This window comes from Pseudoalteromonas luteoviolacea, from assembly GCF_021654285.1.
GTDB classification, from domain to species: Bacteria; Pseudomonadota; Gammaproteobacteria; order Enterobacterales; family Alteromonadaceae; genus Pseudoalteromonas; species Pseudoalteromonas luteoviolacea_J.
The window spans coordinates 90765-116402 of record NZ_JAKFZS010000012.1 but is presented as its reverse complement, the minus strand read 5'-3'; the positions used below and the strand labels follow the sequence as shown (position 1 = coordinate 116402).

At 42.7% G+C, this 25638-nt stretch carries 23 protein-coding genes; 8 read left to right on the top strand and 15 right to left on the bottom strand.

Annotated elements, in window-relative coordinates; translation table 11 throughout:
• Positions 1-52: 52 nt before the first annotated feature.
• The 4 genes from frr to rpsB form a co-directional block, all read right to left on the bottom strand.
• Complete coding sequence (gene frr, locus L1077_RS13415) at positions 53-610, bottom strand: ribosome recycling factor (protein ID WP_063362923.1); 558 nt, start codon at positions 608-610, stop codon at positions 53-55.
• 102 nt (positions 611-712) lie between these two features.
• On the bottom strand, positions 713-1453 hold the full coding sequence (gene pyrH / locus L1077_RS13410; RefSeq protein ID WP_023401852.1) for a UMP kinase: 741 nt from the start codon (positions 1451-1453) through the stop codon (positions 713-715).
• A gap of 141 nt (positions 1454-1594) precedes the next feature.
• Positions 1595-2446, bottom strand: a complete 852-nt coding sequence (tsf, locus tag L1077_RS13405; protein WP_046355137.1) for a translation elongation factor Ts — start codon at positions 2444-2446, stop codon at positions 1595-1597.
• Positions 2447-2550: 104 nt separating this feature from the next.
• Positions 2551-3279, bottom strand: coding sequence for a 30S ribosomal protein S2 (gene rpsB, locus L1077_RS13400; RefSeq protein WP_063362921.1), 729 nt, complete (start codon positions 3277-3279; stop codon positions 2551-2553).
• A 290-nt stretch (positions 3280-3569) separates the two neighbouring features.
• On the opposite strand from rpsB, the gene map reads away from it, so the two are divergent.
• The 4 genes from map to L1077_RS13380 all read left to right on the top strand — a co-directional run bounded on the left by map (position 3570) and on the right by L1077_RS13380 (position 8833).
• Positions 3570-4358, top strand: coding sequence for a type I methionyl aminopeptidase (map, locus tag L1077_RS13395; RefSeq protein WP_237137286.1), 789 nt, complete (start codon positions 3570-3572; stop codon positions 4356-4358).
• 190 nt (positions 4359-4548) lie between these two features.
• The gene (glnD, locus tag L1077_RS13390) at positions 4549-7167 is read left to right on the top strand and encodes a [protein-PII] uridylyltransferase (RefSeq protein WP_237137285.1); all 2619 of its coding nucleotides are present in this window, start codon (positions 4549-4551) and stop codon (positions 7165-7167) included.
• An 11-nt stretch (positions 7168-7178) separates the two neighbouring features.
• On the top strand, positions 7179-8006 hold the full coding sequence (dapD, locus tag L1077_RS13385; RefSeq protein WP_237137284.1) for a 2,3,4,5-tetrahydropyridine-2,6-dicarboxylate N-succinyltransferase: 828 nt from the start codon (positions 7179-7181) through the stop codon (positions 8004-8006).
• Between the two features lie 122 nt (positions 8007-8128).
• Positions 8129-8833 carry a hypothetical protein gene (locus L1077_RS13380; protein ID WP_237137283.1) on the top strand — a complete coding sequence of 235 codons (705 nt, stop codon included), beginning with the start codon at positions 8129-8131 and terminating at the stop codon, positions 8831-8833.
• A gap of 72 nt (positions 8834-8905) precedes the next feature.
• On the opposite strand, the gene putP is transcribed toward L1077_RS13380, so the two are convergent.
• Entirely contained in the window at positions 8906-10399 is a 1494-nt protein-coding gene (gene putP / locus L1077_RS13375; RefSeq protein ID WP_237137282.1) for a sodium/proline symporter PutP, read from the bottom strand.
• A gap of 274 nt (positions 10400-10673) precedes the next feature.
• Here putP and L1077_RS13370 point away from each other — a divergent pair, with 274 nt between their 5' ends.
• From L1077_RS13370 to L1077_RS13360, 3 genes are all read left to right on the top strand, one after another.
• Positions 10674-11897 (top strand): EAL and HDOD domain-containing protein, encoded by a 1224-nt coding sequence (locus L1077_RS13370; protein WP_237137281.1) that lies wholly within the window; start codon positions 10674-10676, stop codon positions 11895-11897.
• Between the two features lie 226 nt (positions 11898-12123).
• The gene (locus tag L1077_RS13365) at positions 12124-14151 is read left to right on the top strand and encodes a TonB-dependent copper receptor (RefSeq protein WP_237137280.1); all 2028 of its coding nucleotides are present in this window, start codon (positions 12124-12126) and stop codon (positions 14149-14151) included.
• 86 nt (positions 14152-14237) lie between these two features.
• Positions 14238-15203 carry a hypothetical protein gene (locus L1077_RS13360; RefSeq protein ID WP_237137279.1) on the top strand — a complete coding sequence of 322 codons (966 nt, stop codon included), beginning with the start codon at positions 14238-14240 and terminating at the stop codon, positions 15201-15203.
• A 36-nt stretch (positions 15204-15239) separates the two neighbouring features.
• Here the strand turns inward: L1077_RS13360 and L1077_RS13355 are convergent, their stop codons facing one another.
• Genes L1077_RS13355 through ccmA form a run of 10 tightly spaced genes read right to left on the bottom strand, consistent with a single transcriptional unit; the run spans position 15240 to position 22978 of the window.
• Positions 15240-15971, bottom strand: coding sequence for an MlaA family lipoprotein (locus tag L1077_RS13355; protein ID WP_237137278.1), 732 nt, complete (start codon positions 15969-15971; stop codon positions 15240-15242).
• Positions 15972-17246: a c-type cytochrome biogenesis protein CcmI gene (gene ccmI, locus L1077_RS13350; RefSeq protein WP_237137277.1), complete on the bottom strand. Its 1275-nt coding sequence runs from the start codon at positions 17244-17246 to the stop codon at positions 15972-15974.
• Entirely contained in the window at positions 17243-17719 is a 477-nt protein-coding gene (locus L1077_RS13345) for a cytochrome c-type biogenesis protein (protein ID WP_237137276.1), read from the bottom strand. The genes ccmI and L1077_RS13345 overlap by 4 nt, the downstream gene beginning before the upstream one ends.
• Positions 17716-18288: a DsbE family thiol:disulfide interchange protein gene (locus L1077_RS13340; RefSeq protein WP_237137275.1), complete on the bottom strand. Its 573-nt coding sequence runs from the start codon at positions 18286-18288 to the stop codon at positions 17716-17718. Before L1077_RS13340 ends, L1077_RS13345 begins: the two co-directional genes overlap by 4 nt.
• 2 nt (positions 18289-18290) lie before the next feature.
• Positions 18291-20243 (bottom strand): heme lyase CcmF/NrfE family subunit, encoded by a 1953-nt coding sequence (locus L1077_RS13335; protein ID WP_237137274.1) that lies wholly within the window; start codon positions 20241-20243, stop codon positions 18291-18293.
• A 1-nt stretch (position 20244) separates the two neighbouring features.
• Positions 20245-20724 carry a cytochrome c maturation protein CcmE gene (ccmE, locus tag L1077_RS13330; protein WP_063362909.1) on the bottom strand — a complete coding sequence of 160 codons (480 nt, stop codon included), beginning with the start codon at positions 20722-20724 and terminating at the stop codon, positions 20245-20247.
• On the bottom strand, positions 20721-20927 hold the full coding sequence (gene ccmD / locus L1077_RS13325; protein WP_211037279.1) for a heme exporter protein CcmD: 207 nt from the start codon (positions 20925-20927) through the stop codon (positions 20721-20723). Before ccmD ends, ccmE begins: the two co-directional genes overlap by 4 nt.
• A 2-nt stretch (positions 20928-20929) precedes the next feature.
• Positions 20930-21667, bottom strand: coding sequence for a heme ABC transporter permease (locus L1077_RS13320; RefSeq protein WP_063362907.1), 738 nt, complete (start codon positions 21665-21667; stop codon positions 20930-20932).
• A 1-nt stretch (position 21668) separates the two neighbouring features.
• Positions 21669-22355: a heme exporter protein CcmB gene (gene ccmB / locus L1077_RS13315; RefSeq protein WP_237137273.1), complete on the bottom strand. Its 687-nt coding sequence runs from the start codon at positions 22353-22355 to the stop codon at positions 21669-21671.
• Positions 22355-22978, bottom strand: coding sequence for a cytochrome c biogenesis heme-transporting ATPase CcmA (ccmA, locus tag L1077_RS13310; RefSeq protein WP_237137272.1), 624 nt, complete (start codon positions 22976-22978; stop codon positions 22355-22357). The genes ccmB and ccmA overlap by 1 nt, the downstream gene beginning before the upstream one ends.
• 105 nt (positions 22979-23083) lie before the next feature.
• Between ccmA and fliK the strand changes: the two genes are divergently transcribed.
• Positions 23084-25636 carry a flagellar hook-length control protein FliK gene (gene fliK / locus L1077_RS13305; protein ID WP_237137271.1) on the top strand — a complete coding sequence of 851 codons (2553 nt, stop codon included), beginning with the start codon at positions 23084-23086 and terminating at the stop codon, positions 25634-25636.
• Positions 25637-25638 lie beyond the last annotated feature (2 nt).

Here is a 25638-nt window from a genome sequence, read left to right as displayed (position 1 = left end):
CAAAAAGCCGCAATAAAGCGGCTTTTAGGTCAAAAAACAGATCAATAGAAAATTAAATTTCCATTAACTCTGCTTCTTTTGCACTCAATTGAGTGTCCATTTCTTTGATGTGTGCATCAGTGATCTTCTGGATTTGATCTTCTGCTTGACGCGCTTCATCTTCAGAAATGTCTTTATCTTTTAATAGTGCTTTAATGTCACCGTTCGCATCACGACGAATATTACGAACTGCAACACGACCGCCTTCAACTTCACCACGTACAATTTTAATTAAATCTTTACGACGCTCTTCAGTTAATGGAGGTAGAGGTACACGAATAACTGTGCCAGCTGACATTGGGTTCAGACCTAAATCTGAAGCCATGATCGCTTTTTCTACAGCTTGCGCCAATGACTTATCAAACACATTAATAGCAAGTGTACGTGAATCTTCTACAGTTACGTTTGCAACCTGGTTCAGTGGCGTATCAGCACCGTAGTAAGATACTGAAATACCATCTAATAATGCAGGGTGTGCACGGCCTGTACGAATTTTAGAAAGTTGGCTAGCAAGTGCTGCCACACTTTTTTTCATGCGCTCTTGAGCGTCTTTTTGGATATCATTAATCACAGTTGCAATCCTATTTTTACTGTTCCAGTCTCAGCTAAAACATGTTAGCAGGCTGGGTTATTCTATAAGAATGGGGCCTCAAGCCCCATTCTCAATTGCTATTTATTCTGCTGCTTTTTTTGACGTGATCAGGGTACCTTCGTCCTCACCCATAATAACACGCTTTAATGCACCTGGTTTGTTCATGTTAAATACGCTCAAAGGCATATTATGGTCACGAGCCAGAGTAAATGCAGCTAAATCCATTACTTTTAATTCTTTATCAATAATTTCGTCATGCGTAAGCTGGCTGTACAAAGTTGCTTCTGGGTTTTTAACAGGATCATCACTGTAAACACCATCTACTTTTGTCGCTTTGATTACTGTATCAGCTTCGATTTCAATGCCACGCAAACACGCTGCAGAATCAGTTGTAAAGAATGGATTACCAGTACCAGCTGAAAAGATAACAACACGGCCTGATTTTAACAAGCTAATTGCCTCAGCCCAATTATAGGCATCACACACGCCGTTAAGTGGAATAGCTGACATCAAACGGGCATTTACGAATGCTCTGTGAAGTGCATCACGCATTGCCAAGCCATTCATCACTGTCGCCAACATACCCATGTGATCACCAACAACACGGTTCATACCCGCTTCAGCTAATGAGCCACCACGTAAAAAGTTACCGCCGCCGATAACCAAACCCACTTCTACGTCGAGTTCTACAAGCTCTTTGATCTCTTGCGCCATACGATCCAATACTTTTGGATCGATACCAAAGCCTTCATCTCCCATTAAAGCTTCACCGCTTAATTTAAGAAGAACGCGTCTAAAAACAGGTTTTCGATTGATAGTCATAATTTCCGGGCCAAGTTAAAATTGAGACAAAAAATAACCGCGCTTATGATAGACATAAATGCGCGGTTATTTTAGAGAATTTTCTTCATTGACGCAAAAGCAAATCAACACTTTTATGTCAATAAGATTATTCTATTGCGATTATTCGCCTTTTGCAGCTGCGATTTGAGCAGCAACTTCAGCAGCGAAGTCTTCTTCTTTCTTCTCGATACCTTCACCTACTTCTAGGCGAATGAATGAAGAAACTGTAGCGCCTTTCTCTTTAAGGTACTCACCAACAGACTTCTTAGGCTCCATGATGAAAGCTTGACCAGTAAGAGAGATCTCACCAGTGAACTTCTTCATACGACCAACAACCATTTTTTCTGCGATTTCAGCAGGCTTGCCTTCGTTCATAGCGATTTCAACTTGAACCGCTTTTTCTTTTTCAACAACGTCAGCTGGTACGTCTTCTGGCTTCAGGAAGTCAGGCTTAGAAGCAGCAACGTGCATTGCAACGTGCTTAAGTGTTTCTTCGTCAGCATCACCAGTTACAACAACACCGATACGGTCGCCGTGACGGTATGCAGATAGCTTGTCACCATCGATGTACTCAACGCGACGAACGTTGATGTTTTCACCGATTTTAGCAACTAGTGCAACACGAGTTTCTTCGAACTTAGCTTGAAGGTCAGCAATTGTTGCTTTAGTAGCAACAGCGTCGTCAAGAACAGTGTTAGCAAAACCTAGGAAGTTTTCGTCTTTAGCAACGAAGTCAGTTTGACAGTTAACTTCAAGAAGTGCAGCGAAGCCTTCGCCTTGCTTGATAAGGATTGTACCTTCAGCAGCGATGTTACCCGCTTTCTTAGCAGCTTTAGCAGCACCACTCTTACGCATGTTCTCGATCGCTAGATCGATGTCACCGTTAGTTTCAGTTAGTGCTTTTTTACAATCCATCATGCCAGCGCCAGTACGCTCGCGAAGTTCTTTAACTAGGGCAGCAGTTACAGCCATTAGAATATCCTCAATTCTGAATTCGGTTTTTTGATAAGCGAATTACCGCTTGTAAAGAATATCAAGTCTTCATCACAATTGGATGAAGACTTGATGACAGCTAATTACTCAGCTTCTACGAAATCGTCGTTTTCTGCTTGAGCAACGATGTTGCTTTCACGACCTTCAGTGATAGCAGTTGCAACAGCGTTAGTGTAAAGCTGGATTGCACGGATCGCGTCGTCGTTACCTGGGATGATGAAATCAACACCATCTGGGTTTGAGTTAGTATCAACAACAGATACTACTGGAATACCTAGGTTGTTAGCTTCGCGGATTGCGATGTGCTCGTGGTCAGCATCGATTACGAAGATAGCGTCAGGTAGACCGCCCATATCTTTGATACCGCCAAGGCTCTTCTCAAGCTTTTCCATTTCACGCGTTTTCATTAGCGCTTCTTTCTTAGTAAGCTTCTCGAAAGTACCGTCTTGGCTTTGTGCTTCAAGGTCTTTAAGACGCTTGATTGATTGACGAACTGTTTTCCAGTTAGTCAACATACCACCTAACCAACGGTGATTTACGTAGAACTGCTCACTTGAGATAGCTGCTTCTTTAACTGCTTCACCAGCTGCACGCTTAGTACCAACGAAAAGGATTTTACCTTTGTTAGATGCAACGTTTGATAAAAACTTAAGTGCATCGTTGAAAAGTGGAACTGTCTTTTCTAGGTTGATGATGTGAACGCGGTTACGTGCACCGAAGATGAACGGCTTCATCTTAGGGTTCCAGTAACGTGCTTGGTGACCGAAGTGAACACCAGCTTGAAGCATATCGCGCATTGAAACGTTTGCCATTGTATTTTCCTCTATTTAGTAGGGTTAGGCCTCCACATATCCCATAGCACCAACATGCTTATTGCGTATCATTTGTCGATACAAACATGCACCCAAGTGTATGTGTCGATATGTGTGTGTGTTAAAATTAAATTTTGTGTGTCTTAAGTACAAACAACCATCAAGATCAAATCGAGAAGATTTATTTGTAAAAAGACGGCGCGCTTTATACCATATAAAATAAATTAACTCAATGATGAGACCAAAATTTGCTCGTCATTGCTTTGTGAAAAATATGACTTGGAGTCTCAATGAGTGCAGTGATTAAAACCCCTGAAGAAATCGAAAAGATGCGTGTTGCCGGTAGGTTAGCGGCTGAAGTATTGGAAATGATCGAAGAGTATGTGAAGCCTGGGGTTACCACAGACGAATTAAATACAATTTGTCACAATTACATTGTGGATGTGCAAGGCTGCATCCCTGCTCCGCTCAATTATCACGGATTTCCAAAATCAATTTGTACATCTGTTAACCACGTTATCTGTCATGGTATCCCGAATGAGAAACCACTGAAAGAAGGTGACATCGTTAATATCGACGTGACAGTTATTAAAGACGGTTACCATGGCGATACATCAAAAATGTTCTACGTCGGCACACCAAGTATTCAAGGCAAGCGCTTAAGTGAAATCACCCAAGAATCTCTTTATCTCGCGATTAAGATGGTAAAACCGGGCGTACGCCTTGGTGATATTGGCGCGGCAATTCAAAAGTTTGCGGAAGGGTTCAATTACTCAATCGTACGTGAATACTGCGGCCACGGCATCGGTGCACAATTTCATGAAGAGCCACAAGTTATGCATTATGGCAAACCAGGTACTGGTGAAACCTTAAAAGCAGGTATGTGCTTGACTATTGAGCCAATGGTTAACGCAGGCAAACGCCAGTGTAAACTGCTTAAAGATGAGTGGACTGTTGTAACGAAAGACCGCAGCTTATCTGCACAGTGGGAACACACACTACTGGTCACGGGCAATGGTGTTGAAATCCTTACGCACCGTAAAGACGACACGATTGACCGCGTGATTGAACACGCTTAAATCAAAATCCGCTGCTTGTGACTGCAAGCAGCACCCTACTTTTATTTCATCAGACTGGTTCAGTATTAGGTAAAAAATACCCAATTAGTCGTTCAATCCTGTAAAACCCGTAAAAAAACGCGCCTTTGCCGCTTCAAGTCGTGCCCATATACAAGTAAACTGACTTCATCTTGTGCTCCAAGGATCTCTCGTGGCGTTACCAAATAAAGTAAAGTTGTTGCTTGACCAAGCCCAACAACTTGATGATTACAAAGGTTGTATGACCTACTTTTACAAGTGGCTCAATAATCAATTTTCAAAGCAGCCAGTCAGACTGCTGATTAAAGCGCGCTCTGAATTTATTGATACCTTATTGAAAAAGCTATTTGTTCAAACCGGCCTCTCAGAATTTTCTCAATTGGCCCTGATTGGTATCGGCGGATATGGGCGAGGTGAATTACACCCATTTTCTGACATTGATTTTATGCTGCTCACAGATGGGGAACCCTGCGATGAGCTTCGCAGCGCTTTAGAGATCTTTGTAACCTACTTGTGGGATTTAAACTTAGACATCGGTCACAGTGTGCGTACCCATGAGCAAGTTCTTGAGCAAAAAAGTAAAGATGTTCACTTCACAACAAGTTTATTAGAAAGCCGCTTAATTTGCGGTAACCTCGTTGAATTTGAAAGACTCAAAAGTCATATTGTAAAAACCCCGATTTGGCGTTCCGATGATTTCTTCATTGCTAAGGTCAAAGAGCAAAAGCTTAGGCGCAAAAAATGCCATGGTACTGCCTACAACCTAGAACCAAATATAAAAGAAAACCCAGGTGGATTAAGAGACTTACAAACTATTTTTTGGGTTGCTAAAAAGCACTTCCATGCTGAAACATTAGAAGAGCTCATTGGTCATGGTTATTTGACTCATGAAGAATACCAAGAGCTCATGGAATGCTTGGAAAACCTATGGAATATTCGCTTTGCACTTCACCTTGCCGCCGGGCGTTGTGAAAACCGCCTGCTATTTGACTATCAACCGCATGCTGCTGAATTGCTTGGGTTTGGCTCTGAAGGTAAACCATCAGTAGAGCGCATGATGAAACGCTTATTCAGGATCATGAGCCGCGTCCGAGAGATGAACCAAATGCTGCTCGCCTATTTTGAGCAAAGTATACTTCCAGATCATGATGCACATGTCGTCACACCTTTAGATGCGCATTTTGAACGCATCGGTAATAAAATTCGAGTAAAAGATCCCTCCGCGTTCTTTTTACGAGAAAACCTTCTAGTCCTATTTGAGCATATTGCTGACAATACTGACATCACAGATATTGACCCAAATACCATACGCTCAGTCAGACAAGTACGCAGGCGTTTACTGGGTGACCTGCAAGACTACGCCGCATGTCGTGACGCATTTATGCGTTTGCTCAAGCATCCAAATGGCATGGGTAGAGCATTCACGCTGATGCACAAACATGGCATTATCGCAGCGTATTTGCCGCAATGGAGAAGCATATTCGGGCAAATGCAATTTGACTTATTTCATGCTTATACGGTAGATGAACACACTCATAAGCTAATTAATAATATCCATAGATATCGGGAAAAACAGCGTAATAAAGACTTTCCAATTTGTACGGAGATCATGACTCGCATGGATAAGCCAGAGTTACTGTATCTGGCCGCTATTTTCCACGATATTGCCAAAGGGCGTGGCGGAGACCACTCAGAGCTAGGCGCTGTTGATGCCACTGCGTTTGCCAGCATGCACAAATTAACCCCATCAGATGCTAAGCTCATTGCTTGGCTAGTTCAGCATCACTTGCTCATGTCAGTTACCGCGCAACGTAAAGATATAAACGACCAAAATGTCATCAACGAATTTGCTTCTAAAGTAAAAAATGAACGACAACTTGATTATCTCTATTGCTTAACAGTGGCAGACATCCGCGCGACTAATGACAATTTATGGAATGATTGGAAGAATATTCTTCTTAGAGAGCTCTATTTGCAAACACAACGAGCTTTAAGATTAGGCCTTGAGCACCCAATGGATATGCGCGATCAAATTCGTGATAAAAAAGCGCAAGCCATGGAAAGGCTTATTGAAGACGGGTTCATAAAAGAAGATATTGTAAATCTATGGTCCCGTTTCAAACCCAACTATTTTACGAGTTTCAGTGAAGAGTTAATATCATGGAATAGCAAACACTTACTAACCTCATATAGTAAAGAGAAATCGGGAGTTGCAGTTTCTGAAAAACCAATGCAAGGCGGTACACAAGTATTTGTTTACGCCCCTTATGAAGCAAGCTTATTTGCCAAACTTGTGTCTGTTATAGGCAGTAAAAAAGCTCAAATTCAAAATGCGCAAGTCATGACAACCAAAGATGGCTATGTGGTGTTTAGCTTTGTTATTTTAGAAGTCAACGGCGATGCCATTAGCGGTAGTCGCGCGAAGAACTTGCGTAGAGGGCTCGATAGCATTTTGGTCGATCCGAAGAAAAAAATACGCTTGAAGAAAAACCGCTCACAGCGATTTAAAGATTTTAATATCAAACCAAAAGTGATTGTCCGTCCACATGCGCGTGACGATAGAAACCTAGTCGAAATTCAAGCCGTGGATATTCAGGGCCTATTAACCAAAATTGCGGAAGTATTACAGGTTCATAACCTACATATTCACGCAGCACGGATCACCACAGTTGGGGAACGTGCAGAAGACTTTTTCGTGGTCTCAAACGAACATTATTTAGCATTAAGTGAAGATGAAAAAACCGCTTTACATCATTCACTAATGAAAAAATTAAACGCCGAATCTGAATAAAAGAGGAAACTATGTCGGATTTAAAAAGTATTATTGAACAAGCGTGGGAAAACCGCGATACCATCACACCAACTACTGTTGCACCTGAAGTTAAAAGTGCAATAATTGATTCTTTAGAGTTACTTGATAAAGGCGCAGCACGAGTTGCTGAAAAAGTCAGTGGTGAATGGGTTGTTCACCAATGGCTAAAAAAAGCAGTATTACTGTCTTTTAGAATTCGTGATAACCAGCCAATGAATGATGGCGTAAACCAATTTTACGACAAAGTACCACTTAAATTTAGCGATTACACGCCAGAGCAATTCCAACAAGGCGGCATGCGTGTTGTACCAAATGCTGTCGCCCGCCAAGGCAGTTTTGTTGGTAAAAACGTTGTATTGATGCCTTCATACGTTAACATCGGTGCATACGTTGATGAGGGCACTATGGTCGATACATGGGCTACTGTAGGCTCGTGTGCGCAAATTGGTAAAAATGTACACCTGTCTGGTGGTGTTGGCATTGGCGGTGTTTTAGAGCCTCTACAAGCTAATCCAACCATCATTGAAGACAACTGCTTTATCGGCGCACGCTCAGAAATCGTAGAAGGTGTGATTGTTGAAGAAGGCGCTGTTATTTCTATGGGTGTTTATATCTCTCAAAGCACACGTATTTATGACAGAGAAACTGGTGAAATTCACTATGGTCGTGTGCCTGCTGGTTCTGTGGTAGTGCCAGGCTCGCTGCCTAGTAAAGACGGTACCCACAGTCTTTACGCTGCAATTATTGTGAAAAAAGTGGACAAGCAAACACGCGAAAAAGTCGGTGTAAACGCCCTACTTCGCTCTGTGCAAGACTAACCCATACCTGGCCGTGCGCAACTTAGCTGCACGGCTTCTTTTCAATTCAAGTTCGATTCATTATTTTCAACCCTGTCAATCTGTGATTAAAGTAACAACACACCCAAACATGGAAAGACATAATGATAACAATATTCCGTAGGTGCCTTCTTTGCGTATTCATCTTATTTTTAGCTGGATGTGCCAATACGACAACCGTACACATTTACGCTAAATACATACCAGATGAATCTCTTATTCAATTAAAGCAAGCTCTAGAAGAAAATGGTTTCAATGTCGAGACCAACACTCTCGCTTTTCCAACCAGCATTTCCCGAAATACAATGCTTCATTCTCTTATGCTGCAAGACCCAAATGCAGTAGAAACTGCTAAGCATACGGCCAACAAAAGTGGTTTTAAGATCTCAGATATTCAAGCTCTTAAAGAGGGTAACCATTGGTACACCAAAAACGCCATTGCAATTTATCCCTTTCCAAAAGATAAACAAAATAGCCCGCTCCTTAAAGCAGACTTGGCACAGCATTTTAAAACAACCTCATGTGACAGTGAATATAAGCTCAAGCTCCATAAAAATGGCGCCTACGAGCTCTCTGGTCAGAACATATCAGAAGAAAATAAAGGGTTTTTAAAAGGTACTTGGCACTATGTGCAATATCCATATATGGAGCTCAGACCTTACAAAGGCATTAGCTGGAGCCGCTATTTTGAAATACACCAGTTAGTCACGCGAGATAAAATCAGTGAAATTGAATTAATACAACTAAAGCCAATTGAAAAACACTACGTAAGCCAACATTGCGTATATGAATTCGGCACGCGTCTTTAATTTTTAAGTTTATTGAATAAAACAAGAAAGGTGAGCCGTAGCTCACCTTTTACTTTTATCACGACGGCCTGTTTACAGGCCGCGATTCATTTCGTCAAATTTAGCTTCTATCGTTTTTGAAGGCGGTGCCGTCATTAAGCTCACTGCCACAATTGCAATGGATGCTGCAATGAAGCCAGGTACGATTTCATAAATGAATCCGCTTGGGCTTTGACCTGCAATTGTGAATGGTGCATAAATCCATACAAGCACGGTAACAGCGCCAACAACCATACCTGCAAGCGCACCTGAGAAGTTCATACGTTTCCAGAACAAGCTAAACAATACCAATGGGCCAAACGCAGCGCCAAAGCCTGCCCACGCATTGCTCACTAGGCTTAGGATTGTGCTTTCTCTGTCGTGAGCAAGATAAATCGCTAACACAGAAACGGCTGCTACGCTGATACGACCTACCATAACTAGCTCTTTATCTGTGGCATTCGGTTTGATAAATACCTTATAAAAATCCTCAGTTAAAGAACTTGAGCTCACCAATAGCTGTGATGAAATCGTACTCATAATCGCTGCTAAAATAGCAGCCAGTAAGAAGCCAGCGATCAATGGGTGGAACAATAGTTCAGACAAAACAAGGAAAATTGTCTCAGCATCTTTAACAACAATGTTGTTTTCATGAGCATAAGCTGCACCAAACAAACCTGTTGTGATAGCACCAACTGTGGCTACAATCATCCAACTCATGCCAATATTTCTTGCTGTCGGCATATCTTTAACACTGCGCACCGACATAAAACGCACGATGATATGTGGTTGACCAAAATAGCCTAAACCCCAAGACATTGCAGAGATAATACCAATGACGCCACCAGCACCCACCCAAGTGAGCATATCAACATCAGGATTCATCTGGTTTATCTCATTCAATGTAGTGACTAACGGCTGCTCCAAAAGGCTAAAGGTCACAAAAGGGACTAAAACAAGAGCAATAAACATGATACAACCTTGCACAAAATCCGTGAGGCTGACTGCTAAGAAGCCGCCAAACAGCGTATAAAGTACAACCACACCAGTCGTTACATACAAACCGGTTTCGTAACTCATACCAAATGAGTTTTCAAATAGTTTGCCCCCTGCTACGACGCCAGAAGAAGTATATAAAGTGAAGAACACAATAATAACAATGGCAGACACAACACGCAGTGCGTTACTGTTGTCTTCAAAGCGATTTGCAAAGTAATCTGGAATCGTGATCGCATCGTTGGCAACCTCGGTGTAGACACGTAGTCTTGGTGCGACAAGTAAATAGTTTAAGAATGCACCAATTACCAAACCAACCGCAATCCAAGTGCTGCTGAACCCTGTTAAAAACATTGCGCCAGGCAATCCCATTAAGATCCAACCGCTCATATCTGATGCACCAGCTGAAAGCGCTGCAACGCTAGGTGGTAGATTACGACCCCCTAACATGTATCCAGATACATCATCGGTAGATTTACGATAGGCATAAAGGCCAATAGCTAACATTGCAACAAAATACAAAGCCAGCGATATCATTGTGCCAATTTCCAAAATGACCTCCGTTAAAAAGAGCTTCTCTCCGAATAACAGTAAACTTACTCCTTAACTGATATTGGAACAAAAGCCAAAAACAAAGGCGCACTATATCACGCCTCCTCTTTACCCCCAAGCAAGTCTACGCAAATAGCTGTTATTGCGCATTTCACACTCTAAAATATTACCCTTTAGTACCAAAATACTAAAAAAGTGTAAATTTAATAATGAAATACGCTTTATATTGCCTTATATTGAAGTGAAATGAAGTAACAATTGGGTGTCTTGTTCCATGTATTTTTATGCCGCTAGGCAACCTATTTTAAATATAAATAAAGAAGTCGTCGGCTACGAACTGCTGTTTCGTGATGGCGTAGATAACGTGTTTCCTAATATTGATGACGTAGAAGCTACATCCAAATTAATAGAGGGTAGCCAGTTCAACTTCGGTTTAGAAGACCTGACCGACTCAAAGCCTGCGTATATCAACTTTACACTTGAAACAATTCTAAAAGGCTACCCCACTATGATGGGGCGCGATCAACTTATTGTTGAGATTTTAGAAACAGTTCAGCCTGGTAAGCGCCTGTTGGCCGCAGTCCAAGATCTCAAAGAGAAAGGTTATAAGTTGGTGTTAGATGACTATAAACATCAAAAAGTTTGGCGTCATTTTTATCCCTATATTGATCAAATTAAAGTGGATATGTTGGTAACCAGTGTTGATGAAATTCATGAACTCAAAGAGGCCATAGCGCCACATACACATATCGAGCTCGTTGCAGAGAAAGTAGAAACTTACGAACAATACCAACTCGCCCTTGAACTGGGTTTTACACTTTTCCAGGGGTTTTTCTTCGCTAAGCCAGAGATGGTGCAAACCAAAGCATTGCCGCCTTCTGAAATGGCATTGGCTGAGCTTTTATATGAAACATCCAGTGTAGATGTCGATTTGAAACGCATTACACAAGTGTTCGAGCGTGATGTAAACCTAAGCTACAAATTACTGCGTTACTCAAACTCAGCCGCCTTCAAACGCAGAGCTGAAATATCCACAATCAAGCAGGCATTGGTTGTGCTCGGAAATCAAGAACTGAAGAAGTTTCTCTCTTTATTGTTCGCATCTCAGGTTGCCTCAGATAAGCCCATGGAACTTATTCGACTGTCCCTAACACGGGCAAGATTTTGTGAACTGCTCGCAATCAAACACAACCAAATGCGCGATACCGGTATGGCGTTTTTGACCGGTATGATGTCCTTAATGGATGCTATCTTAGATGAAACCATGGACAGTGTAATGCAAAAGCTCCCTTTAACTATCGATATTAAAGATGCGCTATTACAAGGTGAAGGCATGCTGGCGAAATATCTAAGTCTTGTCATGGCATACGAAAAAGCAAATTGGTCTGATGCATCTCAATTGACTGAACAGTTAAACTTGCAAACTCAGTCTTTGCCCGAGTTATACTCTGAAGCTCTACAGTGGTGCGATCAACAAGTTGAAGCCATGGGTATTTAACCCATGCTTTCATTACTTCATAAAGCGGTGATGTCTTACATCATCGCTTTAAAACTCAAGATTTTTGAGCTGAATCAATTTTTCAAAGTTTTGTAACCGAGTGCGACATTTTGTCACATCCCAACCTGTTCCCACATCAGTAAAATACGCCTCAGAATAAACTATTGGCAATCAAATCAACTACCTTACTAAAAAGTTATGTTGATATACAACTCTGAGGATATCCATGAAAAAGCGTCTGATCTGTACCGCGATAACCGCATCCATTGCTTGGCAAGGACACGCACAATCTGAACAAACGATGGAACACATCGAAGTCATTGCCCCCATGCATAGCCCGCTCGATATCAAAACAGATCCTAAAGCCACAAGACAGCCTCTACCTGCACAGGATGGCGCAGATCTACTCTCTAGCATTGCGGGTTTTTCACTGGTCAAAAAAGGTGGCGCAAGTAGCGACCCTGTTTTCAGAGGTATGGCGGGTTCTCGTATTAACATTATCACCGATGGCGGTGTCACATTAGGTGGTTGTGGTGGTCGAATGGACCCGCCAACTGCCTACATTACACCGCAGACTTATGACACTTTAACCGTAATTAAAGGGCCGCAAACCGTCTTATATGGTCCTGGTAATAGTGCAGCAACTGTGGTCTTTGAACGTGAATCTGAGCGCCTGCTTGAGCGTGGTACAACGGGTTTCGTTAACACCACACTGGGTGACTTTGGAAAACGAGTCATAAACAGTGATATCAAAGCTGGGACTCAAGATTACTTCGCGAGAGTTGCTGCCAGTTACAGTGAAGCTGACGATTACCAAGATGGCGACGGCACCAGTATTCATTCGGCATATGAAAAATGGAATTTGGATACACAATTTGCATATACACCAGATGATACCACTTTATATAGCTTAAGCCTTGGTCGCAGTGATGGTGAAGTGGCATATGCCGACAGAATGATGGATGGCAGTCTCTTTGATAGAACACAAGTGGCTTTACACATTTCAAAAAGCGAGCTAAGTGGTTTTGTCACGAGCATTGAAGCCAATGTGTTTTACAACAACATAGATCACATCATGGACAATCACAGTTTGCGCCAATTTATGCCAAATATGATGATGAAAACGCCCGTCTCCTCTAACCCAGATAGAAGAACTTTTGGTGGTAAAATCTTACTCAATTCAGAGCTCAATGATAAAACGGCTCTAGCCTACGGACTTGATCATCAACAAAACCGCCACCGTATTCGAATTGGCCGAGACCTGGAAAATACCCCCGTCGAATCATTGATTCGTCAAGAAACAGCAGAGTTCGAGCAAACCGGTTTATTTGCCGAACTTGAATATAGTCTAAGTCAAAACAGCCAGTGGGTTAGTGGCTTAAGAGTTGACGATTGGCAAGCCACAGATAGACGCCAAACTCGCACTGTGATGATGAACATTGTGCCTAACCCAACAGCAGATATGACACGCGATGATACCTTAATCAGCGGTTTTACACGTTATCAAGCGCAAACAAAAAACAGTAGTTATTATATAGGTGTTGGACGCACAGAGCGGTTCCCTGATTACTGGGAAGTAATGGGCGGCGGCCGTGGTGCGGTTGATAGCCCAAGTGCATTTCTCGTCGACCATGAAACAACAAATCAGTTAGATATTGGTTGGCTTGGTCAGTCGAGTGCTTTTACTAATTCGGTCTCTGTATTTTTCAACCGTATCGATAATTACCTCCTTACTGATAACCTATATGAAAAAATGGGCATGGCCAGTAAAGTGACTCGCAATATTGATGCGCAAACCTATGGTTTCGAGGCTGAGAGCCGCTACAACGTCAGTAAAAACCTCATGGCAACAGCGAGCATAAACTATGTCAAAGGCGAAAATCGTACTGACAATATAGCCCTTGCCCAACAACCTCCTTTGCAGCTCCGCTTTGCGCTTAGCTATACCAAAGAAAAATGGCAATTTGGCGGCTTATGGCGTGTAGTCCAAGGCCAACACCGCGTCGCGATAGGCCAAGGTAATATTGCTGGCCAAGACATATCTCAAAGTGACGGCTTTGGCACATTGGCGCTCAACATGTCCTATTCACAATCAGATGATTTGGTCTTTAATCTGGGTCTGGACAATGTGTTTGATAAAACCTACGCAGAGCATTTAAGTCGTTCAGGCACAATGGTAAGTGGATATTCACAAACCAGTAAAGTAAACGAAGCTGGCCGCACGGTGTGGCTAAATATGAACTGGAAGTTTTAATTCATAGTACCGATTAATTGAACATACTAGTAAAAATATAATAGACTGCACGCCAATTTAGTTACTTTCTACATTGGCGTAAGGAAATGAAATTAGAACATATTCAATCAGATACTGGCACATGGATGGGGGTTAAATTTAAAGCCCCCGAGCACCTAAAAAAACCACTATTCTCTTTCCAATCAAACAGTCAAAAACAAATACGCTGCCAATTTAAAGATAAAACCCTATTCTTAGGTAATTTGGTCAATGCTGGTGAAGGCTGCTGGCTAATTCCAAATCACGATACGATTAATCTACTTCCCGCTATTACATCACAAGACATACAAGCAACAATAAAAAAAGATAATATTTCAAGGCTAAGGGGTTGGTGCTCATATTTTGGTAAAAAGCTAACGGAAACAACACATATTTTCGATCAAACAGATTGGTATTTGGCTCCATATCAAGTTAGATGCGGTTCATATGAGCTTCTAGGAACAAACCAACAACTTCGTTTACCCCCTTTGTACATAAATAAAAACACCATCTTCAATAAACATAGCCACTGGATTGACTGGGAAAGCAGCAATGGAAGCTGTGAGTTATTCACACTGCGCAGCACCATGACCTCAAAAGCGCGGATTAAGTGGTATACCAAATGCGCCCAACAAGGCCACTTACCGCCGATTTTGGTTATTTACGTACGATTTTTTGATGCCTATATTGTCCTAGATGGACATTGCCGTTTAGAAGCTGCACTAAAATTAAATATTTCCCCTGACATAATCTCCATATCTCCTTGTCAAAATACAGTTTACTCCCTCACAAAAGAGCAACGTTTAAGCATGCTACATAATTTAAAAAATAAAATGATAAAACGCCCAGATAAGGCTCAGGATACAGCTTGGGTAAATAGTGTTTTATTAAGTTGTTTTGCTAAAACGGAGTATATACACCCGACAATGTTTGCAACTTGTAATCTTGATCCAGAGCAGTGGCACCATGAAACCAAAAGCCTCACGAGCAGAGATCCGAATCAGACATTGATACTAAAAGGAATAGCTCCATAATGAACATTAAAAAGCCAGCGTATGCTGGCCTTTTAATTAAAGATTCTCTAAGAAATCATCATCAAAATCTTCTGGTTCTTCTTCCATTGGCGGATTGCCATCATGCAGTTCAAAAAGCTGTCTTTGAAAGTAGATATCCTTTAAAAACATGTACGGGTCTAGCGCTTCGTTAAGTAACTTTTCTTGCGACATCAATGATGCACGTGCTTCAACGGCTCGCAGTGCAAATACAATCAAAGTTTGTGGTGTCGTCAGTGCAATCTCTGGCAGCACGATATTATCAACAAGATCACCTGTGGTATTTCTCACCGTAGATGGTCCCATGGCTGGCAACATTAAATATGCCCCATCTCCAACACCCCAAACACCGAGTGTCTGGCCAAAGTCTTCGTCTTTGTGCTCAAGGCCTATTTCTCTTGCAACATCAAAAAATCCTAGAATACCGACGGTTGAGTTAATTAAAAACCGTGCAACATTAATCCCTGCATCTCCAGGCTTTCCCTGTAAGGCTGAGTTTATTGCATCCGTTGGCGCCGCAATATTGGTGGTAAAGTTAACTATACCACTGCGCACGGGTGCTGGCGTGATGGCCACATATCCCTTCGCCGCTGGACGCAAAATATAAGCATCCAGCACATCCATATTAAAGTCATAGATGGGTCTATTCATTGATTGCAAGGGATCACGAGGGTCTTCTTTTACCTCAGGGACCTGTGCGCAGCCTACAAGCATTAACGCAAGCGCTGCACCGACAATTTTTTTATACATTTAGCTTCCTGTGCTGGTTATAACACGACTTATAATGACATTAACCTGTTGGCGCATATCGTTATTTATCGTGATCACGTCGGAGGTGCCTTCAAGCTCACCTGCTTGCGTCATCACCGAGTCATCAATAGAAATACGCGCCGTTATCACAACTTTATTAAAGTTCGATAACTTCAGATCTGGCAACATTGCCATACTATCATTCAAAGTGACAACCAAAGGCAAGTTAAAAACTGTAAGTTTTTGCACTGCAAGTGGCATTCTCGGTCCGTTTGCTGCTTTTGCGAACACAAACAAGGTTGCATTGTCTGGTAATTGACTCACTAGCTTATCATCAATACGCACCTGCACACTCAACTGAGGCCCAGATCCTGAATGCACAGACTCGTTTTCCCCGAGCTTTTCAGCAATCTCATCAATACGCTGTTTGATCATGGCGTAACGTGGATCATTAGGCTGTACAGTTGACAGTAAAACCTCAAATGCAGATTTCGCTTCAAGCCAATCCTCTCGCTCATACGCAATTAATGCCAACAAAGAAATCGCATCAATGTTTTGTGGCTCAGCCCTAAGTACACGAGATAACATTCGTGCAGCTCGGTTAATACTTGCCTCGGAACCTTCAATTAATAGCGCTTGGCTGTAATTAACCAACACATTGTGATTATCAGGCTGCATGATCAATGCTTTATCAAACGCCTGCATCGCCATTTCATAATCGTTTAATGACATGGCGACACGTCCTAACAACATCCAAGCAACGGCATCATCACCACTGTTGGCTAGTTTAGTTCGCAATCCCAGTGCAAATGCTTGCAATTCGTTAGCCGATAAAGGCTCACCGGTTTGCAGCACTGCCCTTTCACCATATTCAGGTAGCTTTTCCACCGCTTTTTGCCAATTGGCTATTTGCTGATGGCTACCTGTGAAGTAGTAAAAAACACTGCTGACAACCACAGTAAACGCAATACCTGTAGCACCAAGCACTAGATTATTGCCACGCGTATCCAATGTTTGCTCTGGAGACAACTCATTTAACAGCCGCCTTTTTAACTCAATGACGGACTCTTCAAAGTCATTTTGACCGATGCGCTGATTTTCTAATTCGCCTTTTAGTTCATCTAACCTTTGGTGATATATTTCAATACGCTGTGCATTGGCATCATGATCAACTGACACCACTTTTTCTTTGCGAAGAAAAGGCATCACCACAAATAGGCAACTCAAGATTCCCAGCAACGCAAAAACACCCCACATTTGAGTCAACTCTATCATTGCTGGCGCTCCTTACGCTGATACTGTGCAATCAACCGTTCGAGTCTTTCATCATCTGCTGCGCTCCACTGCTGCTTCTTTGATGCCTTCTTTTGTCTAAACACGATAAAACCAAAACCTAACACAACGATGATCACTGGCAGCACCCACAAAATGATAGTCGCAGGCGTCACTGGCGGCTGGTAGTGCACAAAATACCCGTACCTATCAATCATGTAATCAATTACTTCTTGCTTAGAGTTACCCTCTTGTACTAGAGCCACAACCTTATCGCGTAAGTCTTTTGCAACAACCGCATCTGAGTCGGCAATATTTTGGTTCTGACACTTTGGACAGCGAAGTTCTAATGTCAGCTCTTTAAATGTTTGTGCTCGCTCAGCATTTTTAAATTCATACTTATCTTCAGCAGCATTGGCAACTGTGGCACTTAACAGCAATATCATCACCAACAGCATCACATGTCTGATCTTCATGGTTGCAACTCCTCAAGGACAGGTAAGAACTTATTTCGCCATACTCGCTGGTTAATATCTCCAGTGTGATGCAGCAAAATTGTACCTTCCTTATCAACCAAAAAAGTCTCTGGTGCGCCCGATACCCCAAGATCCAACGCAAGACTGCGCTCTAAGTCCAAAATATTAAACTGATAAGGGTTACCCGCTCGGCTTAACATGGTATCGACTTCTTCTCTAAGTGCATTGATATCAAAATGGTCACCAAAATCTGGGTCATAGGCCTGCTCATAATACAAGCCCACTATTTTAACGCCCTGCTCACGCAACTTAGTTAAATACCCCAGCTCAGCAATACATGTAGGGCACCAAGTACCCCACACATTCATCAAATATACTTCACCCAGTAACTCTTTTTCTGTCCAGCGTTTATTTTCATCCATTAAATCAGGTAAATTAAAGCTCGGCATAGTTTGCCCTAATCGACCGGTTTGTAACTCTCTAGGGTTACCAAACAAACCTTGATATAAAAATACGCACAGCAAAACAAAAATTAAGAATGGCAAAAAGCCCAGTATTTTTCGATTCATAATTAAACTTGAGCCTCTTTTTTCACACGACGACGGTAGCGTTTATCTGCCAGCACGACGAAACCTGCCAAGGAAATCAAAATCCCGCCCAGCCACATCCAACGAACATAAGGCTTATGATAAATCCGTAATGACCAAGCACCTTGACTCATTTGCTCACCTAAAGCCAGATACAAATCACGGAAGAACCCATCATCAATGGCTGCCTCTGTCATAAATTGCATGCCAATATCGTATAACCGCTTTTCGGCATAAAGCTCCGTTATAAACTCATCGTTTTTAAGTACTGTTACGACCCCAGCATGACCGCTGTAGTTTGGCCCTCGTATCTCTTTGACTCCATCAAAGCGATATTGGTACTCATTTAAGGTCGCAATATCTCCAGGCTTCATAGCAACAGCACGTTCTACCGAATAAGCAGAAGTCAAAGTTACACTGGCAATCACAAACGCGAGTCCAACATGACCCAGTACCATGGCCCAATAGCTCAAACCGAGTCGTTTGAAACCTTCTGAAATAGATGTCTGCAATGATACTTTTTGCAGTAAATCAGCGATGGTTGAAAACACAATCCAAACCGCCAGTACCGTCGCCATAAAAGTCAGCGCAGAGACTTGCTCATAACTAGAAAACAACCATGCAGCCGTCGCCACAAGGCTAAGCGCAACATTGACCAACCATTTTTTTGCCAACGGAGACAATGTGTTTTGCTTCCAGCGCAACATTGGGGCAATCCCTAACAGCAGTGCGAATGGCACGATTAAAATGGCAAACATCTGATTAAAGAAAGGTACCCCAATTGAAATTGAGCCAAGGCCTAATTCTTTGTGGATCATCGGCAGTAAAGTCCCTAACAATACAATTAAGGTCGCAACCACTAAGAAAATATTATTGAGCCACAAAGCCACTTCTCGAGAAGCAAATCGATAACGACCTTCACTATGGACTTGAGAAACACGTGCGGCATACAAAGCCAAACTGCCGCCCACAACCACAGCTAAGAAAGATAATATGTACAAACCTCTGTCAGGATCTGTGGCAAACGCATGTACAGAGACGATGATGCCGGAGCGAACAATGAAGGTGCCCAACAGACATAAGCTAAACGCGGCAATAGCCAGCAATACGGTCCAAGATTTAAATACCCCGCGTTTTTCAGTCACTGCCAACGAATGCAGCAAGGCTGTGGCAACTAACCAAGGCATCAACGAGGCGTTCTCAACGGGATCCCAGAACCACCAGCCTCCCCAGCCAAGTTCAGCATAAGCCCACCAGCTACCTATGGTGATCCCCAAAGTTAAAAATGCCCAAGCAACCATGGTCCATGGTCGAGACCATTTCGCCCAAGTATTATCTAATTTGCCTGTTAATAATGCGGCAATGGCAAATGAAAATGACACAGACAAACCCACATAGCCCATATACAGCAGCGGTGGATGTATGATCATACCGGGGTCTTGTAACAACGGATTTAAATCACGCCCTTCAACCGGAAAGTAAGGTAACAGACGCTCAAATGGGCTCGACATCCACAAGGTATACAACATGAAACCAACGCCAAGGAAACCCAGTACGCCAAGTACACGTGCTCTGAGCACCCATGGCAATGATTTTGACATCAAAGCAACCAGTGCCGTCCAGCTAGATTGCATGACTAACCAGAGTAAAATCGCACCTTCATGTCCGCCCCACGTTGAGGTCACCTTGTAGTACCAAGGTAAGGTGCTACTTGAATGATGTGCCACGTACGCAACGGTAAAATCATCCGTCAACGTGATATAAATAAGAATGCCAAAAGAAAACAATACAAATAAACATTGCCCGAGTGCTAAAGATGGGGCTGCACGCATCAACCTTAAGTTGCCCGTATATGCACCCCAAAGCGGGAAAATACAAAGAAGCAGGCTCAGTGCCATAGCTAAAACTAGCGCAAAATATCCTATTTCTGGGATCATACTAGTTCTCGCTATTTAAATTATATTTAGGTTTTTCGTGCTTGATCCCTTTTACTGCCTCAGCCACTTCAGAAGGCATATATTCTTCGTCGTGCTTTGCTAAAACTTCAAAGGCTTCTATCACATCGGGTTCAATCAAAGTTCCCTGAGCAACAATCCCCTGCCCTTCTCGAAACAGGTCAGGCAAAATGCCTTGATAGCGAATGGTCACAAGTGGCCCTGTATCAATGAGTTTGAATTCAACATCTAATGAAGTCTCATCACGCACCACTGAACCAGGCACAACCATACCGCCTATACGCAGCTTTTGGCCAATTGTTGGTTTCTCTAATTCTGGCCCTTTACCGTTCACTAACTCGCTCGGTGTGTAGAATAAGTTGATATTTTCTTGCAACGCATACAAAGTCAAACCAACCGCTGAACCAATACCGAAAATCACGGCAAGGACAGTAAACAAACGCTTTTTACGTCTTGGGTTCATACCTGTGCCTCCATTTCTTTGGCCTTTTTAATGCGTTCTTCTCTGGCCATTTGAGACTTTACTTGTTGTTTTAGTTGTTTGCCTTCGTACAGAGAGCCAAATAACAGGCCCAATATGATGACGGCACAGCTTCCAAAAGAGAGCCAAACATAAAATCCATAACCGCCCATGGCGATAAAGTCGCTAAATGATTCAAACTGCATAATCAACCTCGGCTAACTAATTGACGGACCCAAGGACGATGTTTTTCGACCTGTATAATTTCATTTTTAAGACGGATCAAAGTAAGCATACCGACCAGTGCTGCAAACCCTAAAATATTAATCAATAAGGGCCAAAGCATCGACGGATCAATTGCTGATGTATCAAATTTAGTGATAGCGCCACCTTGATGAAGCGTATTCCACCACTCTACAGAAAAATGAATAATCGGTAGATTGACCACCCCTACAATCGCTAAAATACATGCTGCTTTACCGCCTGCTTTTTTATCTTCAAAAGCATGGAATAGCGAGAGCACACCAAGATACAAAAATAATAAGATGAGCTCTGAAGTAAGTCTTGCGTCCCACACCCACCAAGCGCCCCACATTGGCTTGCCCCATGCAGATCCGGTAATAAGCGCAATCGCAGTCATCGCCGCCCCTACTGGCGCAATTGCAATGACAGCCAACTCGGCATTTCGTAGCTGCCAAACCAATGCGATGATGGCGGCTATGGCCATAGAAGAGTATGCCCCCATGGACAAAATCGCCGAAGGCACATGAATAAAGATGATCCGGTAACTATCCTTTTGTTGGTAGTCTGCTGGGGCGTACGCAAGCCCCCACACCCATCCAACCACAATACATAGCACGGACACCACAACAAAGTACGGAAGCAAAGTGTTACACAATTGGTAAGCACGCTCCGCTTTGGCATAAGGATGTAACCACTTCCACATTTTAACTTACACTCACTCTTAAAGCTGACGATATAGCAATTGGTGCGGCGACTAAAGCGACGGCTAACATCGCACCAAGGATTGCAAGCTGCCCACTATATGCTAAAGACATGATGCTAGTATCAATAGCGGACGTTGCAAAAATAAGTACTGGGATATATAGCGGTAAAACGAGTAAACTCATTAAAATACCGCCCTTTTGCAAGCCTACAGTCAGGCCTGCTCCAATGGCACCAATAAAACTTAATAATGGGGTACCAATTAGTAGCGTTAATATGGTGGCACCGAGCGCTTGCGACTCTAAATTCATCAACATAGAAAACACGGGCGCCATGACCACCATGGGGAGTCCAGCCGTTGTCCAATGTGCCGCGACTTTAGCTAATACAGCCAATGGCAATGGATAAGGGGAAGCAATCAGCTGCTCTAATGAGCCATCCATGTAATCATCACGAAAAATCTTATCTAACCCTAACATAGTTGATAAAAGCGCTGCGACCCAAATAATCCCCGGCGCCATTCTCGCTAATAAGCCTGGTTCAGGGCCAATCGCTAGGGGAAATAAAGTAATGACAATCAAGAAAAACAGGAGCGGATTAACGATTTCAGCCCGTTGGCGAAAAACCAGTGTGACATCTTTTTTATAAACGGAGCAAAATAGCGTCCAATATGAATTGCTTACTTGCATCAGTGGCGATACTCCAAAACCAAGGTTTGCAAAGAGCTAAACGAGTTGGTGAGATCTTGGTGAGTTGTTAACAAAATAGCGCCACCGTTATCCAAATGCAGTTGAAATTGCGCCTGTAACATAGCAACACCCTTTTTGTCTAAGGCAGTAAAGGGCTCATCTAAGATCCAAAGCTTGGCATCATTGAGCCACAAACGCACCAAAGCTACGCGGCGTTGTTGACCAGCTGATAGGGTTCTGATTGGGACATCTTCTAAGCCGACAAGACCTAGCTTGCCAAGGAGGTCATATATTTCCGTTTGTACGCTTTTATAGCCATGAACAGTGAGCCAATGCATGACATTTTCATAGGCAGTGAGCTGCTGATTAACACCTGTTTTATGTCCAATAAACAGCAAGGACTGAGCGAACGCATCGTAATCTTCAGTAATATTTTTCTTATGAAACAGAACACTACCTTCATCTGGCTGAGAAAAACCGGCTATTATTCTCAGCAACGATGTTTTTCCTGCACCATTTGGGCCTTCTATTTGCATGATTTGACCAGATAACAATGAAAAGTTAAGTGATTCGAACAAACAACGGTCTTGTTTGATACAAGTTAAAGCCTTAATCTCTAGCAAAATTTGTTATTCTCACGACCCTAAATGTGGGCGTAAGTCTATCATAGTGATATTGTAATACGAATAATACCTTGTGACCGATTACCGAAAATTTGATTTAGAATAATGAATAAGCAAACAATTCCTGTACAACATCCGGCAAATGTGTCAACGACAACAATATCTTCACAAGGTAGCAACACTCAACCGCAATTAGACGCCGATAAAACATTTTTAGCGCGTAATATTGTTATCAAACCAGACTCGATTCAAATGGAAGTTGCGCTAGAAGGCCGTTGGCAACCGGTACGCTTAAGTAGCGAAGCAAACATAGATCAGGTTTTGAAATTACCGGAAGCACAATTAAAATTAGATGCCACTGGCACTGTCCTAACCCTTGTGACACCTGAAGCGAAATTATCGTTAAAATCAGCACAATCACTGCTCAGTTTACTTGGCGTATTAAAAGGGTTTGGCGATCACAGTGCCATTCAAACCGACGCACAAATAAAACAAACACCTCATTCACAACTCGCTTTACCTAAACTTGGGGTAAACGTGCCAATTCCGCCCAGCATAGGCAACTTATTGCAGCAAGAATCTAAATTGGTCGCGAGCCTAAGCGCCAAAAGTGATAAAGTCTTGATGCAAGTATTTAATATGTTTGGCGACAAGCTGCATCAAATGCCGGTTGCCAAAAAGGCCATTGCAAAATTAGTCAGTCAGCTCAGTCAACAAACATCTAACTATTTGCAGCTGACGCAAAGTAAAGGCACGCTGAAGCTCGGTCGACATCAGCATGACATTACGCAAATTCAAACACCAACACCTACTGAATTAAAGCAATTACAAAAGCAAGTATGGCATGGTGCTAAGCTAAGCACTGCACCGGATGGGATTGAAGTCGCAATCGCGACTAAGTCAACTAAAATCAAACTGGCTACATCACTTAAAAGTATTTTACCCAAGCTAGATACTCAAGCATTTCAAACTCAATTAAAAGAGGCGACCCAGTCATACAAAGAGCAAACATTAAAATATGACAAACCGCTTTTTAACGTTTCCTTGGCTGATATAAAGCAAACCGTAAAGCAGGCCTTGCAAGCCATAACACAGACACCATTTTTTAATCGCGCTGCACAGCAAGATGCAAATAGGACCAATCAGCATCCAGCCCAGCAAATTCCATCTATCACTGCTACAGCCAAAAGCTATTTACACCAGCCACTTTACACATCAGCAGCACTGCGCCCTACCAGCATAGCGTTAATGACACTCTCTGAAGGTATTAAACAAAATTTCTCTGGGCTGGACTCACAAAATCAATCCGCTATGCACAAACAAGGACTTGTTAATGCAAAAAACCAAGCCCCACAATCACCTTTTGGTGACGCAAACACAACAGAGCAGCAAAAAGCTAAAAGTACTCCCCCTGATAACAGCAAGCCAAATAACTTTGCTCTTCAAGGTGACAATAAGCAATCAGTGAGCACGCCAAACACACAAGCAAGCTCACCTGTAAATACTTTGCAAAGTGCACAAAGCAGCACAGCAAAAGTGCCATTTGAGATGCGTTTGCAACTGATCCAACAAGTCCTTTCTGCAGCATTACCAAAAAGTAACGGGCCAATTACAGCTGATCAGCTCAGCATGACGCAAACAAAACTCGCGACACAAATGCAATTAACGGATGTGATCCCGCTGCGAGGCGCCCAAAAATCACAAAATGCAGTACCTGCATCACTGCCACTGGCACATATACTTAGCAAACCTTGGCGAGAAGCTGCATTAACAGAAACGCAAACACCAGATCTCAAAGATCCCGCATTGTTGAGCGAGAAAATCTCAGAAAAGATGACCTTTAAAAGCGGCCAGTCGGTGGATCTCACTCGGCTTGTTCACCAGGCATTTTCACGCTTAATGGACGAAGGAAAAGCAACACCAGACATGGTTAGCCAAGATTTGTTTAGTCGTTTACCGAGTATCGCAACGCCGCTGAACACCAATGTGCCTATGACGAGCTTTACTCAAGCATTAGATAAATTACTTGTAACACTACTAGGCACACAACTCAGTACTCAAAATGAAGCTCAACTGCCAAAAAATGTGTCACAAGAACAACGTATCGCCAGCATGGTAGAAACCTTATTTCCCGGAAATAAATTACAGCAACCCAAGCAGTTTATTCAGGCTGTGAATTTATCAGCACAGCACAATCTGGTTGAGGAACTTGGCTTTATCCAAAATGCCATGTCACCAACAAACCAAACGCAAGCACTTGGTCAAAAGTTTGACAGTGAGAGTCAACTGCTCATCAACTTATTCTTGCCGATGAAAACCCCACCAGAGTGCAGACAAAGTGAATTGCAAATAGGCAACTACAAAAAACCGGCAAAAGCGGGGTTGCCGGAAAAGCAAGTATGGTTTGTCAGGCTAAACTTTGACTATGAAGCACTGGGACAGCTAAGTGTCCAAGCTGAGCTTATGGACAAAGCCGTAGATTGCGAAATTGTTGGTGACAGCCCTAGCGTATGCCAGCTTGCCGAACCGCATCTGGACGCCTTGAGAAGCAAGCTTGCAGCCCATGGCCTGCAAGTGGGTGATATCGCACTGCGTGAAGATGCCGTGCAAGTCAAACAGTTCTACGATAAACACGCTATCGTCAACATAAAGGTATAAAT

What these genes read in the sequence shown, in the direction of transcription:
- pyrH (WP_023401852.1), bottom strand. Translation starts at nt 1,453, where the DNA reads ATGACTATCAATCGAAAACCTGTTTTTAGACGCGTTCTTCTTAAATTA.
- tsf (WP_046355137.1), bottom strand. Translation starts at nt 2,446, where the DNA reads ATGGCTGTAACTGCTGCCCTAGTTAAAGAACTTCGCGAGCGTACTGGC.
- rpsB (WP_063362921.1), bottom strand. Translation starts at nt 3,279, where the DNA reads ATGGCAAACGTTTCAATGCGCGATATGCTTCAAGCTGGTGTTCACTTC.
- map (WP_237137286.1), top strand. Translation starts at nt 3,570, where the DNA reads ATGAGTGCAGTGATTAAAACCCCTGAAGAAATCGAAAAGATGCGTGTT.
- dapD (WP_237137284.1), top strand. Translation starts at nt 7,179, where the DNA reads ATGTCGGATTTAAAAAGTATTATTGAACAAGCGTGGGAAAACCGCGAT.
- L1077_RS13380 (WP_237137283.1), top strand. Translation starts at nt 8,129, where the DNA reads ATGATAACAATATTCCGTAGGTGCCTTCTTTGCGTATTCATCTTATTT.
- L1077_RS13370 (WP_237137281.1), top strand. Translation starts at nt 10,674, where the DNA reads ATGTATTTTTATGCCGCTAGGCAACCTATTTTAAATATAAATAAAGAA.
- L1077_RS13365 (WP_237137280.1), top strand. Translation starts at nt 12,124, where the DNA reads ATGAAAAAGCGTCTGATCTGTACCGCGATAACCGCATCCATTGCTTGG.
- L1077_RS13360 (WP_237137279.1), top strand. Translation starts at nt 14,238, where the DNA reads ATGAAATTAGAACATATTCAATCAGATACTGGCACATGGATGGGGGTT.
- L1077_RS13355 (WP_237137278.1), bottom strand. Translation starts at nt 15,971, where the DNA reads ATGTATAAAAAAATTGTCGGTGCAGCGCTTGCGTTAATGCTTGTAGGC.
- ccmI (WP_237137277.1), bottom strand. Translation starts at nt 17,246, where the DNA reads ATGATAGAGTTGACTCAAATGTGGGGTGTTTTTGCGTTGCTGGGAATC.
- L1077_RS13345 (WP_237137276.1), bottom strand. Translation starts at nt 17,719, where the DNA reads ATGAAGATCAGACATGTGATGCTGTTGGTGATGATATTGCTGTTAAGT.
- L1077_RS13340 (WP_237137275.1), bottom strand. Translation starts at nt 18,288, where the DNA reads ATGAATCGAAAAATACTGGGCTTTTTGCCATTCTTAATTTTTGTTTTG.
- L1077_RS13335 (WP_237137274.1), bottom strand. Translation starts at nt 20,243, where the DNA reads ATGATCCCAGAAATAGGATATTTTGCGCTAGTTTTAGCTATGGCACTG.
- ccmE (WP_063362909.1), bottom strand. Translation starts at nt 20,724, where the DNA reads ATGAACCCAAGACGTAAAAAGCGTTTGTTTACTGTCCTTGCCGTGATT.
- ccmD (WP_211037279.1), bottom strand. Translation starts at nt 20,927, where the DNA reads ATGCAGTTTGAATCATTTAGCGACTTTATCGCCATGGGCGGTTATGGA.
- L1077_RS13320 (WP_063362907.1), bottom strand. Translation starts at nt 21,667, where the DNA reads ATGTGGAAGTGGTTACATCCTTATGCCAAAGCGGAGCGTGCTTACCAA.
- ccmB (WP_237137273.1), bottom strand. Translation starts at nt 22,355, where the DNA reads ATGCAAGTAAGCAATTCATATTGGACGCTATTTTGCTCCGTTTATAAA.
- fliK (WP_237137271.1), top strand. Translation starts at nt 23,084, where the DNA reads ATGAATAAGCAAACAATTCCTGTACAACATCCGGCAAATGTGTCAACG.